The organism is Microlunatus soli (assembly GCF_900105385.1).
In the GTDB taxonomy this organism is placed as follows: Bacteria; Actinomycetota; Actinomycetes; order Propionibacteriales; family Propionibacteriaceae; genus Microlunatus; species Microlunatus soli.
In genome coordinates this window covers 6,488,902-6,505,249 of record NZ_LT629772.1, presented here as the reverse complement: position 1 = coordinate 6,505,249, position 16,348 = coordinate 6,488,902, and the positions used below count along the sequence as shown (strand labels likewise).

At 67.3% G+C, this 16,348-nt stretch carries 11 protein-coding genes; 7 read left to right on the top strand and 4 right to left on the bottom strand.

Annotated features, from left to right (window positions below; translation table 11 throughout):
- The first annotated feature begins 98 nt into the window (after positions 1–98).
- Both BLU38_RS29725 and BLU38_RS29720 read left to right on the top strand, forming a co-directional pair.
- Positions 99–1,508: an MFS transporter gene (locus tag BLU38_RS29725; protein WP_197679924.1), complete on the top strand. Its 1,410-nt coding sequence runs from the start codon at positions 99–101 to the stop codon at positions 1,506–1,508.
- A gap of 7 nt (positions 1,509–1,515) precedes the next feature.
- A complete protein-coding gene (locus BLU38_RS29720) occupies positions 1,516–2,754 on the top strand; it encodes a metal-dependent hydrolase family protein (RefSeq protein ID WP_091530959.1) in 1,239 nt (412 codons plus the stop codon).
- 26 nt (positions 2,755–2,780) lie between these two features.
- Here the strand turns inward: BLU38_RS29720 and BLU38_RS29715 are convergent, their stop codons facing one another.
- Positions 2,781–3,629, bottom strand: coding sequence for a PAC2 family protein (locus BLU38_RS29715; RefSeq protein ID WP_091530955.1), 849 nt, complete (start codon positions 3,627–3,629; stop codon positions 2,781–2,783).
- 76 nt (positions 3,630–3,705) lie between these two features.
- Here BLU38_RS29715 and BLU38_RS29710 point away from each other — a divergent pair, with 76 nt between their 5' ends.
- Positions 3,706–4,686 (top strand): NAD(P)-dependent oxidoreductase, encoded by a 981-nt coding sequence (locus BLU38_RS29710; protein ID WP_197679923.1) that lies wholly within the window; start codon positions 3,706–3,708, stop codon positions 4,684–4,686.
- Between the two features lie 9 nt (positions 4,687–4,695).
- Here the strand turns inward: BLU38_RS29710 and BLU38_RS29705 are convergent, their stop codons facing one another.
- Both BLU38_RS29705 and metH read right to left on the bottom strand, forming a co-directional pair.
- Complete coding sequence (locus tag BLU38_RS29705) at positions 4,696–6,066, bottom strand: MFS transporter (RefSeq protein WP_091530952.1); 1,371 nt, start codon at positions 6,064–6,066, stop codon at positions 4,696–4,698.
- 317 nt (positions 6,067–6,383) lie between these two features.
- Positions 6,384–10,169: a methionine synthase gene (gene metH, locus BLU38_RS29700; protein WP_091530948.1), complete on the bottom strand. Its 3,786-nt coding sequence runs from the start codon at positions 10,167–10,169 to the stop codon at positions 6,384–6,386.
- Between the two features lie 158 nt (positions 10,170–10,327).
- Between metH and BLU38_RS29695 the strand changes: the two genes are divergently transcribed.
- The 4 genes from BLU38_RS29695 (at position 10,328) to arc (ending at position 15,544) form a co-directional block, all read left to right on the top strand.
- On the top strand, positions 10,328–11,098 hold the full coding sequence (locus BLU38_RS29695) for an HAD family hydrolase (RefSeq protein WP_091530945.1): 771 nt from the start codon (positions 10,328–10,330) through the stop codon (positions 11,096–11,098).
- A gap of 72 nt (positions 11,099–11,170) precedes the next feature.
- Entirely contained in the window at positions 11,171–12,682 is a 1,512-nt protein-coding gene (locus BLU38_RS29690) for an ABC transporter substrate-binding protein (protein ID WP_091530941.1), read from the top strand.
- Positions 12,679–13,665, top strand: coding sequence for a tRNA (adenine-N1)-methyltransferase (locus BLU38_RS29685; RefSeq protein ID WP_091530938.1), 987 nt, complete (start codon positions 12,679–12,681; stop codon positions 13,663–13,665). Before BLU38_RS29690 ends, BLU38_RS29685 begins: the two co-directional genes overlap by 4 nt.
- A gap of 82 nt (positions 13,666–13,747) precedes the next feature.
- Positions 13,748–15,544, top strand: coding sequence for a proteasome ATPase (arc, locus tag BLU38_RS29680; RefSeq protein WP_091530935.1), 1,797 nt, complete (start codon positions 13,748–13,750; stop codon positions 15,542–15,544).
- Positions 15,545–15,586: 42 nt separating this feature from the next.
- Here the strand turns inward: arc and BLU38_RS29675 are convergent, their stop codons facing one another.
- Positions 15,587–16,324 carry a Stf0 family sulfotransferase gene (locus BLU38_RS29675; RefSeq protein WP_157683861.1) on the bottom strand — a complete coding sequence of 246 codons (738 nt, stop codon included), beginning with the start codon at positions 16,322–16,324 and terminating at the stop codon, positions 15,587–15,589.
- Positions 16,325–16,348: the final 24 nt, after the last annotated feature.

The window sequence follows — 16,348 nt, the reverse complement described above, 5'->3', positions numbered from 1 at the left end:
GGCGGTGAGGCGTGGTCGGCGGCTAGCGTGCTGTGTGACATTTCACTGGGTGCCGGGTCGGGACGGTCGCCTGACTTCATGCGGGAGAAAGGGCAGCCGTGGCAGACCTGTTGGACAGACTGGAACGGATCCCGTACGGCCGGCCGCACCGCAAGCTGCAACTGCAGGGCGGGCTGGGCTACGTCTTCGACACGATGGATGCCGGCGTCGTCTCGTTCATCCTGCCGGTCGTGGCGGGGATCTGGGCGCTCTCCACCCAGCAGGTCGGGTTGCTCGGTTCGTCGACCTACTTCGGCTACTTCTTCGGGGCGCTGGTCGCCGGGCAGATCGGTGACCGCTACGGCCGCAAGGTCGTGATGCTGGGCGCGCTCGGCTTCTACGCCGTGTTCACCCTGATCGCCGCCACCTCGGTGCACTGGCTGGAGTTGTTCTTCCTGCGTGCGTTGGCGGGGTTCGGCACCGGCGCCGAGTCGGCGATCATCGCGCCGTTCCTGGCCGAGTTCGTGCCGTCGAAGTATCGCGGTCGCTATGTCGGGGTGATCTCCGGTTTCTTCAGCTTCGGCTTCGTGGTGGCAGCACTGCTCGGCAAATTCGTGGTGCCGCTGCCCGACGGCTGGCGATGGGTGCAGGTGATCACCGCACTGCCGATCGTGATGATCTTGATCTGGCGCCGGAGCATCCCGGAATCGCCGCGGTATCTGATCCGGATGGGTCGGATGGACGAGGCCCGTGCGGTGATCGAGCGGCTGGAAGGTCAGTCCGGTCGCGGACCGGTGCCGGCTTCGCAGGCCGCGCCGACGCCGGACGACTCGGTGATCGTCGAGCGGCGGTTGAGTCCGCTGGCCAGCATCGCCGAACTCTTCCGCGCCGGCCGTGCCCGGCGGACCGCTGTCGCCTGGATCGTCTGGCTGGTCCAGACCTTCGCCTACTACGGCTTCATCACCTGGATCCCGTCGCTACTGGTCGCCCGCGGTCTGGACATCTCCAAGAGTTTCACCTTCTCGTTGTTGATCTACGTGATGATGGTGCCCGGCTACTTCACCGCGGCGTACTTGAATGATCTGCTGGATCGCAAGATCGTGATCGCCGGCTATTCGATCGGCGCCGGGATCGCCGCCCTCGGGATGGCGCTGGCGCAGTCCAACACCCAGGTGCTGATCGCCGGGATGGCCCTGTCGCTGTTCCTGAACGGGGTGTACTCCGGTCTCTACAGCTACACGCCGGAGATCTTCCCGACCCGGGTGCGGGCGACCGGGATGGCCACCACCAGCGCGATCGCCCGGCTGGGCGCCATCGCGGCGCCGATCATCATCGGCGCCGCCTACAGCTCACTCGGGTTCGGCGGCGTGTTCACCATGATGGTGATCGTGCTGGCGATCGGGATCGCCGCCATCCTGATCTTCGGGGTGTCCACGGCCGGACGATCACTGGAGGAGCTCAACGAGGGGACGGGGCAGTCGTCGACCGTCCGCACCGATCGCGCCACACCGGCGCCGAAGGAGGAATGATCCGTTCATGATCACCAGGATCGTCAACGCCACCGTGCTCGACCTGGCTGCTGACCAGACGACGCTCGAACCCGACCGCCAGGTGGTGATCGAGGACGAAGCGATCGTCGCCGTCGAGCGCAGTGGCACCGCACCCTCTGCTGAAGAACGAGTGTTCGACGCCGGCGGCAGGGTGCTGATGCCGGGACTGATCGACGGCCACGTGCACGTCACCGCCTGGAATGCCGATCTGCTGGCCGGGGCCGAGGTCGCGCCGAGCTATGCGGCGATCAGGTCGGCCGGGCTGATGCGGGCCATGCTGGACCGCGGCTTCACCACGGTCCGCGACACCGGCGGTGCGGATTTCGGTCTGGCGAGGGCGATCGACGAACACCGGATCCCTGGCCCGCGGTTGATCTTCGGTGGCAAGGCCCTGTCCCAGACCGGTGGCCACGGCGACGCCCGATCAGCCGGCCGACAGGCGGCGCTGGACGACTGTTGCAATGCCCTCGGTCAGGTCGCCGACGGCGTCGACGAGGTGTATCGGACCGCGCGCAACGAGATCCGTCGCGGTGCCCAGCACATCAAGATCATGTTGGGTGGCGGCGTGGCGTCGCCGACCGACAAGGTCTCCGATCTGCAGTATTCACCGGAGGAGATCTCCGCCGCGGTCCGAGTGGCCAGCAATGCCGGCAAATACGTCGCCGGCCACGCCTACACCACCGAGGCCGTACGCCTGGGCCTGGAACTCGGCGTGCGGTCGATCGAGCACGGCAACCTGATGGATCCGTCGGTGTTCGAGCTGTTCGAGCAGCACGACGCCTACTACGTCCCGACGTTGTCGGCCTACGACGCGATGGCCGCGGCCGGGGCCGAGGTCGGCCTGTCCGCGGAGAACCTGGAGAAGAACCAGATCGTGGTCGAGGCAGGGCTGAGGACCCTGGAGGCCGCCGACCGGGCCGGTCTCAAGATCGTTCTCGGCACCGATCTGCTGGGCAGCCTGCAGGTCCACCAGAGCAAGGAATTCCTGCTCCGCCGCGAGGTGCAGTCGGCCGAGGCCATCCTGCGGTCGGCGACCACGGTGGCGGCGGAGTTGATCGGGCAGCAGGGCAACCTCGGGGTGATCGCGCCCGGTGCGAGCGCCGACCTGCTGGTGGTCGACGGCAACCCGCTGGAAGACATCGGACTGCTCGCCGACCCCACCCGCAGTATCGCCCTGCTGATCAGCCGCGGCCGAGTCCACACCGACCACCTCACCAGCGCGTAAAGCCGCGTCTGGTGGGTGGCGGATTGCTACTTGTCGCGGCGGCGCAGGTAGCGTTCGAACTCGGCAGCGATGGCGTCACCACTGGCCTCGGGGAGGTCGCTCTCGTCGCGCTGCTGCTCCAACGAGGACACGTAGTCGGCGACCTCGGAATCATCGGCGGCCAACTCGTCGACGCCGCGTTCCCAGGCCCGGGCCAGGTCCGGCAGGTCGCCGAGATCCAGCGACACGTCAAGCAGGTCCTCCAGCCGATTGAGCAGCGCCAGTGTGCCCTTCGGTGACGGCGGACTGGAGACGTAGTGCGGGATCGCCGCCCACAGACTGACGGTGTCGATCTCGGCCTTGGCCAGATCCTCGCCGAGGATGCCGAGGATGCCGGTCGGCCCCTCGTAGGTCGACGGCCCCAGGCCGAGCTCCTCGGCGGTGTCCGGGTCGGAACTGGTCGCCGAGACCGGGATCGGTCGGGTGTGCGGATGGTCGGCCAGCAGGGCGCCGAGCAGGTAGACCCGGCGGACTCCGGCCGAACGCAGGGACGAGGTCAGCAGTTGGCAGAACTGCCGCCAGCGGAAATTCGGTTCCAGCCCTTGGACGATCACCAGATCGCGGCCGTCGGGGAGCGTACCGGTCCTGATCTCGGTGGTCGGCCAGGCGATCCGGCGCTCGTCACCGATGCCGCGGACCTCCGGCCGGTTCACCTGATAGTCGTAGAAGTCGTCGGGGTCCAGCGAGAACGCCTGCCGGGTCTGACACACCTCGGCCAGGTGCTCGGCGGCATGCGAGGCGGCACTACCGGCGTCGTTCCAGCCGCCGAACGCGACCAGCGCGACGGCGTCCTTGAGGTCCCGCAGGGACCCGGTCTGCCCGGTTTCGTCAGCCATGCGGTCCAATCTAATCGCTTCGGCACCGGTCGTCCGTCCGCCCCGCGGCCCGGCGGTGCGCCACTAGGATGCGGCGATGGACTCCCTGATCGTGGTGATCACCGACGGAAACCTGCTGCCGCTCGCCGACATCCTGCAGCAACGGCTCGGTGACAGCGCCGAATTGCGGTGGCCCACCGATCGTGCCGAGACGCTGGCGGCGATCGCCGACGCCGACGCCATCGTCGGCGGCGCCTTCGACACCGAGCTGGCCGCGGCCGCACCTCGGCTGCGGCTGGTCCAGGTCTCCGGTGCCGGGACCAACGGGGTGGACCGGGCGGCTCTGCGCCCGGGGATCGCGCTGGCCAACACCTACCATCACCAGGACGCGATGGCCGAGTACGCGGTCTGGGCCGCGATCGACCTGCGTCGCGGCCTCAGTGGGGCCGATCGGCAGCTGCGAGCCGGCCGCTGGGCCTCACCTGCGCAGGATCCTGCGTTGCCGCTGCCGGTCGGGCTGGCCGGCGCTCGGATCGGACTGTACGGCTTCGGCCATGTCGGTGAACGGGCCTGGCGTGCCTTCGCCTCGTTCGGATCGACCGGTGCCGCGGTGACCGGCCGCGGCGCCGTCCGGGCCGCGGAGCACGGCTTGGAATGGGCCGGCGGCGTCGATCAACTCGGTCGACTCTGCGAGGAGTCCGACATCCTGCTGGTGTCGGCTCCGTTGACCGCCGAGACGACCGGCGCGATCGGGCCGGCCGAGCTGGCAGCACTCGGCCCCGACGGCATCATGATCAACGTCGCCCGCGGGCCGGTGGTGCAGGAGACCGCGCTGTACGAAGCACTGCGGGACGGCCGGCTGGGCGCGGCCGCGATCGACGTCTGGTATCACTATCCGCCGACGGTCGGCGCCACGACAATGCCGGCAGATGCGCCGTTCAACGAGTTGCACAATGTGCTGCTCACTCCGCACATCTCCGGTGTCGTGCGGGCCACGTTCGAGGCCAGGATCGGTGACATCGCGACCAACCTGCTGGCCTTGCGGGACGGTGCGCCGTTGATCAACCTGACCGAGTGATCAACAGGATCAGTGGCTGGTCGGTGCCGGATCGCCGTGCCGGGCGTCGTGCTCGCTGAGCAGGTCGCGGCCGCGGGTTTCCGGAGCGTAGATCGCGGTGACCAGCCCGATCCCGATCAGCACCATCAGATAGATCACCACCGGGACGAAGCTGCCGGTCGCGGCCAGCAGCCCCTGGGCGATGAACGGGCCGAAGCCGCCGACCGCCGCCGAGGTCTCGCGGCCGAGTGCGACACCGGCGTAGCGATACCGGGAGCCGAAGAGTTCGGGCAGGAAGGCCGACTGCACCCCGACAGTTCCCTCGACGGCGAAGATGAAGCCGAGCACGACGACGATCCCGATGATGATCACGTTCTGGGTGTGCAGCAGCAGGAACGCCGGGTACGGCATCAGCATCAGCACCGCACAGATCACGATGTAGATCGGTCTGCGTCCGAAACGATCACTCAGGACGCCGGCGCTGACCGCCGCACCCATCGCGAACACACCACCGATCAGCAGCATCGGCGGCACGACGTCGCCGGGCATGTTGAGGTCGTTCTTGATGTAGTTGGCGACGAACACCTGGTAGAAGTACGAATGCGCGATGGCGCCGATGTTCAGCAGGAACACCCGGCCGATGCCGCGCCAGCCGAACCGGAACGCCACACCGATCGGAGTCTTCTGCCGCTCGACGATCTTGCCGCGGGACTTGGCCTCCTCGAACACCGGCGATTCGCGCAGCCGGCGACGAAAGATATAGGCCGCGATCGTCACCAGGACCGAGGACAGGAAGACCAGCCGCCAGCCGATCGACTGCACCCGGTCGTCCGGCATCAGCTGCACCAGGACCCACACCAGGGCCCCGAGCACGGAGCCGAGAGCGGCGCCGACATAGACCAGCGATGCATACCGGCCGCGTTTGTTCTGTGGAGCGGATTCGGTCAGCAACACGATGCCGCCCGCCTGTTCGGCGCCGGCGCCGAATCCCTGCAGCAGCCGGCACAGGGTGAGCAGCACCGGTGCCAGCACGCCGACGCTGCCGTAGGTCGGCAGCAGGCCGATCACGAAGGTCGCGGTGCCCATCAGGAACAGCGTGGCGACCAGTACCCATTTGCGCCCGATCCGGTCGCCGAAATGGGAGAAGAACAAGCCGCCGAGCGGACGCGCGACGAAGCCGACCCCGTAGGTGGCGAACGAGGCCAGCACGCCGATCGCCGGGTTCAAGTTGGGGAAGAACAACTCGTTGAACACCAGTGCCGCGGCGGTGCCGTAGATGACGAAGTCGTAGTTCTCCAGCGTCGTGCCGACCATCCCCGCGATCGAGGCCCGGCGCAGGGTTGATCGGTCGACGGTCAGCGATTCGCTGATTGCATCCTTCGGGTTCGGTTCGGCAGACATCGTCGTCCCCTAGGTCGAGGACGGACGGGAGAGCCCTCCGTGTCCGCCCGGTTGCAGGTGCCGAATCACCATAGGGCGGTGATGCAACGGGTCCGGGTAGCAACTCCGCCGATTCGGGATATCAAAAGGCAACCGAAGGTGGACCCAAGCGTGGGTAGAGGCCGAGGTCACGCATGAGATCGCGATTCGACGTCGATTTGACGGGATCACCTGGCGTGCCGAACGTCGCCTCGGGCGGGACTCGGTATCACGACCTCCCGGCTCCCCGTCGGAAGGTCGTGACAATCCGCAGCACCCAACCTGGCCCTAAGACAAGATCAGGCTTCGGGGGCGTAGCCGAGGTTGGGCGACAGCCAGCGTTCGGCCTCCTTGAGGGTCCAGCCCTTGCGTTCGGCGTAGTCGGCGACCTGGTCCTTGCCGATCTTGCCGATCACGAAGTACTGCGACTGCGGGTGGCTGAAGTAGTGCCCGCTGACCGAGGCGCCGGGCCACATGGCCATGCTGTCGGTGAGTTCGATGCCGGTGTTGGCCTCGACGTCGAGCAGGTCCCAGATGGTCTGCTTCTCGGTGTGTTCGGGGCAGGCGGGGTAGCCGGGCGCGGGCCGGATGCCGTCGTACTGCTCCTTGATCAACTCGGTGTTCGTCAGTGACTCGTCTGGAGCGTAGCCCCAGAACTCGGTCCGGACCCGTTCGTGCAGACGCTCGGCGAAGGCCTCGGCCAGCCGGTCGGCCAGCGACTCCAACAGGATGGCGCTGTAGTCGTCCAACGCGGCCTTGAACTCGGCGATCTTGGCACCCGATCCCAACCCGGCGGTGACGGCGAACGCGCCGACGTAGTCCCGCAGTCCGGTCTCGACCGGAGCGACGAAGTCCGCCAGCGACCGATGCGGTACGCCTTCGCGGTGCTCGGTCTGCTGCCGGACCTGATGCAGGGTGGTCCGGACGGTGTCGCGATGCTCGTCGGTGTAGACGATGATGTCGTCGCCACTGGCCGCTGCCGGGAAGAGCCCGATCACACCGGAGGCGGTCAGCCACTTCTCGTCGATGATCTTGGTCAGCATGGCTTGCGCATCATCGAACAGCTTGCGGGCGGTCTCCGCGGTGGACGGGTTGTTCAGGATGTCGGGGAACTTGCCCTTCATCTCCCAGGCGTTGAAGAACGGCTGCCAGTCGATGTAGTCGACCAGTTCGGACAGCGGATAGTCCGTCAGGGTCTTGACATACTGCAACGGCTGGTCGGACTCGTGATAGTCGTCGGTGTGGGTGTCCCGGGCCTGCTGCAGCAGCATCCGTGGCCGCGGCGGGTGATAGTCGGTCCAGTCGATCGGCGTCCGATTCTCACGGGCGTCGTCGATCGGCAGGATCACCTTGTCGTTGTTCTTGTTGGCGTGCCGCTCCCGCAGCGCGTCGTAGTCGGTCTTGATCTCGGCCAGCAGCGCCGGACGGCGTTCGTTGGAGATCAGCGAGGCGACCACGGGGACCGAACGGGATGCATCCTTCACCCACACCACGGGGCCGTGGTACTGCGGGTCGACCTTCACCGCCGTGTGCGCTCGCGAGGTCGTCGCACCGCCGATCAACAACGGGATCTCCAGCCCCTGACGCTCCATCTCGGTGGCGAAGTTGACCATCTCGTCCAACGACGGCGTGATCAGACCGGACAGTCCGACCAGGTCTGCGCCGTGTTCCTTGACCGCGTCCAAGATCTTCTGCGCCGGCACCATCACGCCGAGATCGATGACGTTGTAGTTGTTGCACTGCAGCACCACGCCGACGATGTTCTTGCCGATGTCGTGCACGTCGCCCTTCACCGTGGCCATCACCACGGTGCCGTTGGTCGATTCGTCGTCGTCGGTCTTCTCGGCCTCGATGTACGGGATCAGATAGGCCACCGCCTTCTTCATCACCCGGGCCGACTTCACCACCTGGGGCAGGAACATCTTGCCGGCGCCGAACAGATCACCGACCACGCCCATGCCGTCCATCAACGGGCCCTCGATCACCTCCAGCGGTCGGCCGCCGCGCGCGGCAATCTCCTGCCGGAGTTCCTCGGTGTCGGATTCGGCATACTCGTCCAGCCCCTTGACCAGGGCGTGGGTGATGCGTTCGGCGACCGGCAGCGAACGCCACTGCTCGTCGACGACCTCGCGCTGCTGGCCGCTGCCGGCATAGTCGCCGGCGATCTCCAACAGCCGCTCGGTGGCGTCCGGCCGCCGGTTCAGGATCACATCCTCGATCCGGTCGCGCAGCTTGGGATCGACCTCGTCGTAGACCACCAGCGCACCGGCGTTCACGATGCCCATCGTCAGCCCGGCCTTGACCGCGTGGTAGAGGAAGACGGCGTGGATCGCCTCCCGGACCGGGTTGTTGCCGCGGAACGAGAAGGACACGTTGGAGATGCCGCCGCTGATCCGCACCGACGGCAGGTTGTCCTTGATCCAGCGGACACCTTCGATGAAATCGGTGCCGTAGGTGGCGTGCTCCTCGATGCCGGTGGCGACGGCGAACACGTTCGGGTCGAAGATGATGTCCTCGGGCGGGAAGCCGACCTGGTCGGTGAGGATGTCGTAGGCCCGCTGGCAGATCTGTTTGCGGCGTTCGAGGTTGTCGGCCTGGCCGTCCTCGTCGAAGGCCATCACGACCACCGCGGCACCGTACCGGCGGCACAGCCGGGCGTGCTCGATGAACGCCTCCTCGCCCTCCTTCATCGAGATCGAATTGACGATCGACTTGCCCTGGATGTTCTTCAGGCCCTCCTCGATCACCTCCCATTTGGAGGAGTCGATCATGACCGGAACCCGGCAGATGTCGGGCTCGCTGCTGATCAACCGGATGAACCGACGCATCGCGGCGACGCCGTCGATCATGCCCTCGTCCATGTTGACGTCGATCACCTGCGCACCGTTCTCGACCTGTTGCCGGGCGACGGTCAGCGCGGTGTTGTAGTCCTCGTTCTTGATCAACTTCCGGAATCGGGCCGAACCGGTGATGTTGGTCCGCTCGCCGATGTTGACGAACAACGACTCGTCGTCGATGGTCACCGGCTCCAGGCCCGACAGCCGCAGCGCCGGCTCGATCTCCGGACGGATGCGTGGCTGGGCATCGGTCACCGAGGCGGCGATCGCTGCGATGTGTTCGGGCGTCGTACCGCAGCAGCCGCCGACCATGTTGACCAGGCCGGAGGCTGCATAGTCGCCGACCGGGCCGGCGGTGTCGTCGGGCGTCTCGTCGTATTCGCCGAAGGCGTTCGGCAGGCCGGCGTTGGGGTAGGCGTGCACGAAGCAGTCGGCGACCCGGGACAGTTCGGCGACGTACGGCCGCATCTCCCGGCCACCGAGCGAACAGTTCAGTCCGACGATCAGCGGGGCGGCATGCCGGACCGAGTTCCAGAATGCCTCGGTCACCTGCCCGGTCAGCGTCCGGCCGGAGGCATCGGTGATGGTGCCGGAGATGATCACCGGCCAGCGTCGGCCGTGTTCGGCGAACAGCGACTCGACGGCGAAGATCGCCGCCTTGCAGTTCAGGGTGTCGAAGATCGTCTCGATCTGCAGGATGTCGGCACCGCCGTCGACCAGACCGCGGGCCTGCTCCAGATAGGCCGCGACCATGGTGTCGAAGTCGATGTTGCGGGCGCCCGGGTCGTTGACGTCGGGGGAGATCGAACCGGTCCGGTTCAGCGGGCCGATCGCGCCGGCCACGTAGCGCGGCCGGTCCGGGGTCTGTTCGGTCATCGCATCGCAGGCCTCGCGGGCCAGACGCGCGGCCGCGACGTTCAGTTCGTAGGCCAGTTCCTGCATGCCGTAGTCGGTCAGCGAGATCTGCTGGGCGTTGAAGGTGTCGGTCTCGACGATGTCGGCACCGGCCTGGAGGAACGCGTCGTGGATGTCGCGGATGATCTGCGGCTGGGTCAGCACCAGGACGTCGTTGTTGCCCTTGATGTCGCTCGGCCAGTCGGCGAACCGCTCGCCCCGGTAGTGCTCCTCCTCGAGCTTGTGGCGCTGCACCATCGTGCCCATCGCACCGTCGATGACCAGGATCCGCTGCTCCAGCGCAGCAGTCAGTTCGGCGGTTGCATCAGGACGGAGATTGGGCGCGACGGACACGGGGAGCCTCGTTCGGGTTGCGGACACAGCTGATCATCCAGCATAGGACGTCCGGACCCGGCGGTCACCGAGGTCTCGGCGCCGGAGTTTCGCCGCGGAGTCGACGGTCACCGGCCGAGTCGCGACCGGGGGCTGAGCTCTGCGAGAATGGCCGCGACATGAGCGAACGCACCAGCCCCACCGCAGGTCAGAACTCGCACCCCGCAGGTCAGGGCCTCCCGACGTCCGGACAACCCGATGCCGATCGCCGACTCGCCGCGGCGCTGTGGGACTTCGACGGCACCCTCGCCGACACCGAGCCGATCTGGATCGCGGCGGAATTCGAGCTGATCCCGCGACTGGGCGGGGAGTGGAGCGAGGAGCACGCCCACCAGCTGGTCGGCGGCTCGCTGCCGGAGTCGGGTGCCTACATCGCCAAGGTGATCGGCCGGGACGACCTGCATCCGGACTGGATCGTCGACCAGCTGCTCGGTGTGGTCGTCGACCACTGCCGGACCAAGCCGATCCCGTGGCGACCTGGGGCTCTGGAACTGCTGGAGTCGTTGCGGGTGGCCGGGGTCCCGTGCGCCCTGGTGTCGGCGTCCTATCGCGAGCTGTTGGACGTCATCATCGACCGGGTGCCGGCCGGGTCGTTCCAGGCCTCGGTCGCAGGCGACGAGGTGCAGCACGGCAAGCCGGACCCGGAGCCGTACCTGACGGCCTGCCGCAAACTCGGTGTCGACCCGCAGGACTGTGTCGTCTTCGAGGACAGTCCGCCCGGTGCCGCGTCCGGTGGTGCGTCCGGTGCGACCGTCGTGGTGATCGAGAACGTGGTCCCGGTCCCACCGGCCGCCAACCAGGTACGTGTCCGGTCGCTGGCCGAACTCGACGCGAACTCGGTCGCGGAGATGGTCGCGACAAGGCAGTCCGGGGCGCCCGATGTGCCGTGAGCCGATCGTCGCAACCGGCCTTCGGGACCGCCGCGCCGTACCGGATTCCCGCGGCGCTGAGGCTGAGGGTCGATGATCACCGGGGCCCGGCGCACGGCACTGCTGCCGAGCGTTGCGGTGATGATCATGATGCTGATCATCACCGGCTGCAGTGGCGGTGGAGATCCGCGGCCGACACCGTCGGGGTCGCCGTCGCCGGAGCGGAAGTTCACGATCATGACGACCGATTCGATCAAGACCACCGATCCCGCTGCCGTCGCCGACACCGGTTCCACGATGCTGACCCAGAACGTGTTCCAGCGTCTGATGACCGCCGACCCGACGGCGGGGGCCTTGAAACCCGACGCCGCCCGAGATTGCATCTTCGAGTCCAAGACCACCTATGAGTGCACGCTCCGGCCGGACCTCAAGTTCAGCAACGGGGACAAGCTGACCTCCGCCGACGTGAAGTTCAGCATCCAACGGGCGACCCGGCTCGACGTTCCGGGATCCTCGGCGTCGCTGCTCGGCTCGTTGCGCCGGATCGAGACCCCGGACGACACGACCGTTCGATTCATCCTCAGCCGCTACGACACCCAGTTCCCCTGGGCACTGGCGGCACCGGGGGCATCGATCGTCGACAGGACGGTCTACAACAGTGACGAGGTCGCCGCGATCGACGACCCGATCGTCGGGTCCGGCCCGTTCACGGTGGACAAGATCAGCAAGGACCAGGTCGAACTGGCCAAGTTCCTGGACTACACCGGGTATGCGCCCGCACAGGTGGGCAACGCGGTGATCCGGACGATGCCGGACTCGGCGAGCATCGAGGAGGCGATGGCCAAGCACCAGACCGACGTCGTCTGGCGTGGACTCAGCACCGCCGCCCAACAACGGCTACAGGCCCAGATCAACGCATCGAAGAACAATCGCAGCAAGGCAGGCTTCAGCCAGACCGCGCTCCCCGGAGCCCGGGTCCAGCAGCTGATCTGGAATCCGGACTCCAAGCATCGCGAGTCCTACGCCCTGCGGTCGGCGATCGCCGGAGCGCTGCAGGAGGACCGGACCCTGGACTCGGTCGTCCCCAACAACATCCCCGGACACAAGGCGTCCTTCCCCTTGGGCGGCCGCGCGAAGATCAACGTCACCTGGAACAACAGGATCCAATTGACCCTCGGTTACGACCCGAGCGCACCGAACAGCCTCGATCTGGCCAACCAGATCCGGACCCGGTTGGAGGACACCGGCGGACTCAGCGTGCTGCTGCGGCCGTCCGACGACACCGCCGATCTCCAACTGACCGATCGCAAGGCGTGGACCTCGACCGGTCTGGCCTGGCTGCAACCGGTGCTGGAGGATCCGATCAAGGAAGAGGCATCGTCGATCGCCAAGGCCGACGCCCGCGCGCGACAGGCCGGCGATGGAACCGCACAGCTCAACGCGGCGCTGGCCGAGTTGCAATCCATCGCCGCCTCGGAGAAGGTCGTGCTGCCGATCTCGCAGACCAGCGAGTACGTCTACGCCGCCGACAACACCACCGTGACGGCCAACGCATTCGGCCCGGGCTGGCAGCTCGGGCTGTGGGGGATGAAAGTCGAACGATGACAGATCAGCAAGCAACCGCGGACCCGACCGTGTCGGATCCGGCGGCCTACTCCGGTGTGCGTACCGGGCCGTTGCAGCCCGGCGAGCGGGTCACGATCACCGACCCCAAGGGCCGGCGGCATTCGTTGCTGCTGTCGCCCGGGCAACGGTTCCACACCGCCAAGGGCGCCATCGAGCACGACGACCTGATCGGCGGCCCGGAGGGCGTCGTGGTCACCTCGGTCGGCGGCGTTCAGTATCTGGCGCTGCGGCCGTTGCTGGGGGAGTTCACTGTCGGGATGCCGCGCGGAGCGCAGGTCGTCTACCCCAAGGACGCGGCCCAGATCGTCGTCGGCGCCGACATCTTCCCCGGGGCACGCGTGCTCGAAGCCGGCGCCGGGTCGGGCGCGCTCAGTCTGGCGTTGCTGCGGGCGATCGGCCCGACCGGCAGGCTGACCTCCTACGAGCGGCGCGAGGATTTCGCCAGGATCGCAGCCAAGAACGTCCGCAATTTCCTCGGCACCGAGCACCCGGCCTGGGACCTGCGGCTGGGCGACCTGGCGACCGCGCTGGGTGACGGCGAGGGGGCCGATCCCGGTGCGCCGACCGAGATCGACCGGGTGGTGCTGGACATGCTGGCGCCCTGGGAATGCGTCGACGTGATCGCCGACCGGCTGGTGCCGGGCGGAGTGATCTGCTGCTACGTGGCGACCACCACCCAGCTCGGACGGATCACCGAGACGCTGCGGGTGCACGGCGGCTTCACCGAGCCGCAGGCCGAGGAGTCGATGATCCGCGGCTGGCATGTCGAGGGGCTGTCGATCCGGCCGTCGCACCAGATGGTCGGACACACCGGGTTCCTGCTGACCTCGCGCCGGCTGGCGCCGGGGGTCACCGCACCGGCTCGCAAGCGCCGGCCGGCACCGGGAGCGTACGGCGAGGACTACACCGGGCCGCGCCCGACCACCGCGCCGACCGGTGACGGTGCAGGAACCCAACCGTAACCGAAGCGCATTCCCGGCACGCGGGAAACCAGCCCTTTTCTGGCTGGGCCGGCGGGTACTGTTTCGGCATGGAGGTGTCCACATGACTGAAACACCGGATCGCCACAACCCGTCTGAGTTCGAGGGGGCTGCGGAAGGGTTCAGCGGGCACGAGTCCGAGCACGACAGAGAGGCCCTGCTCACCAGGATCGGTCTGCTGAACGACGAGCTGTCCCGGCTACGGGAGCGCGTCTCCGGCCACCCGCATGACCTGGCGATGCTGGAGCGTCGCCTGGCCGATGCCCGCGCCGACGTCCGCGCCACCGCCGCCAACAACGAACGGCTGGCCACCACGCTGCGTGAGGCGCGCGAGCAGATCATCTCGTTGAAGGCTGAGGTCGACCGGCTGGCCCAGCCACCGGCCAGTTTCGGGGTCTTCTTGCGGCCGGTCGAGGAAGGTTTCGCCGACGTCTGGACCGCCGGCCGCAAGATGCGGGTCAGCGTCAGCCCGGAGATCGAGGCCGACCAACTCGAACCCGGTCGCGAGGTGATCCTGAACGAGGCGCTGAATGTGGTCGGCGTGCTCAAGTTCGACGAGGTCGGCGAGGTGGTCAGCCTCAAGGAAGTGATGGCCGACGGCGAACGCGCGCTGATCGTCGGGCACGGCGACGAGGAGAGCGTGGTCCGGCTGGCCGACCGGCTGCTGTCGGAGAAGCTGCGGTCCGGCGACTCGCTGCTGGTCGACCGACGGGTGCACTTCGCCTACGAACGCGTCCCGAAGATGGATGTCGAGGAGCTCGTCCTGGAGGACGTGCCGGACATCGGTTACGAGGAGATCGGCGGTCTGGGCAACCAGATCGAGGCGATCCGTGATGCCGTCGAGCTGCCGTTCCTGCACAAGGAACTGTTCGCCGAGCACGAGTTGAAGGCGCCGAAGGGAATACTGCTCTACGGCCCGCCCGGCTGCGGCAAGACCATGATCGCCAAGGCGGTGGCCAACTCGTTGGCCAAGAAGGTCACCGAGCGCACCGGCCGCGAAGGACGCAGCTTCTTCCTCAACATCAAGGGCCCGGAGCTGCTGAACAAGTACGTCGGCGAGACCGAGCGGCACATCCGGCTGGTCTTCCAGCGGGCCCGGGAGAAGGCGACCGACGGGATGCCGGTGATCGTTTTCTTCGACGAGATGGACTCGCTGTTCCGGACCCGGGGTACCGGCGTGTCCTCCGATGTGGAGAACACCATCGTGCCGCAGCTGCTGAGCGAGATCGACGGCGTCGAGGGCTTGGAGAACGTGATCATCATCGGTGCCTCCAACCGGGAGGACATGATCGATCCGGCGATCCTGCGACCCGGCCGGCTGGACGTCAAGATCAAGATCGAACGCCCGGATGTCGAGTCCGCCCGGGACATCTTCACCAAGTACCTGACCTCCTCACTTCCGTTGCACGACGAGGATCTGAAGGAGTTCGGCGGCGATCGGGCACGCACCATCGATGCGATGATCGAGCGCACCGTGACCCGGATGTACGAGGACTCCGAGGAGAATCAGTTCCTCGAGGTCACCTACGCCGGTGGCGACAAGGAGATCCTGTACTTCAAGGACTTCAACTCCGGCGCGATGATCCAGAACATCGTCGATCGGGCCAAGAAGATGGCGATCAAGGACGTCCTGGACACCGGGGTCCGGGGCTTGCGGATCGGGCACCTGATGCAGGCGATCATCGACGAGTTCGCCGAGAACGAGGATCTGCCGAACACCACCAACCCCGACGACTGGGCCAAGATCAGCGGCAAGAAGGGCGAACGGATCGTCTTCATCCGGACGTTGATCTCGTCCAACAAGGGCACCCAGCCCGGTCGCTCGATCGACACCGTCAGCAACACCGGACAGTACCTGTAACGCCGACGCCGAGCCTGGTCCGATGGTGGTCCGGGCTCGGCCTCAGGCCCGGTGGCTACCGAAGCGTTCGACCCAGTCGCTGTTGACGCGATCGGCCTGTTTGCGGTGCCCGACGACGAGCTCCCGGCCGGCCGGAAGCTGCAGGCCGAGATGATCGAGGACGCCGTGCGCGGTGTCGACCGGATCGGCCGACAACTCCTCGTAGGTCACCCGGTGGGGGACCACGCCCTGGGCGGTGAACCAGTCGGCCCAGGCCTCCTCGAACTGCTCGATCGCGGTGACCAGCCGACCGATCAGCTGCTCGTCGTAGTGCGGTGCGACACCGCCGGGCCGGACAGCCTCGTGCGGATGCCAGAAGTGGGTCTGCAGCGCCTTCGCCCAGGACACCGCCTGGGCCACCACGTCGCCTCGCCGGAGGTGGACGAACCGCAGTCGGCCGAACCGGCTGCTCAACAGCTCCAGCTCCGAGTCGGCCGGCGGCGAGTCGGCGGCCAGGTCGCTGATCAGTTCCGGCAGCGACTCGGCCATGATCCGGGCGGCGAAGACGCCGTTCGGCGTCGTACCGGCGGCCGTCGCGGCACGCAGGTAGGTCCGATCGATCCGTCCGTCCCGCGGTCGGTCGATCTGCCAGGTCTCGGCGTAGTCGTGCAGACCGCGGCGGTTGAAGTACGAGGCGGGATGCCCGGCGACCCCGGACGAGGTCAGCAGGCCGCAGAGCAGAGTGCTGCCGGTCCGCGGCGTCGCGCAGATCAGGTAGCCGTCGGTGCCGGGTCGGGTCACGATCGGCGACGCTAACCAAGTCCG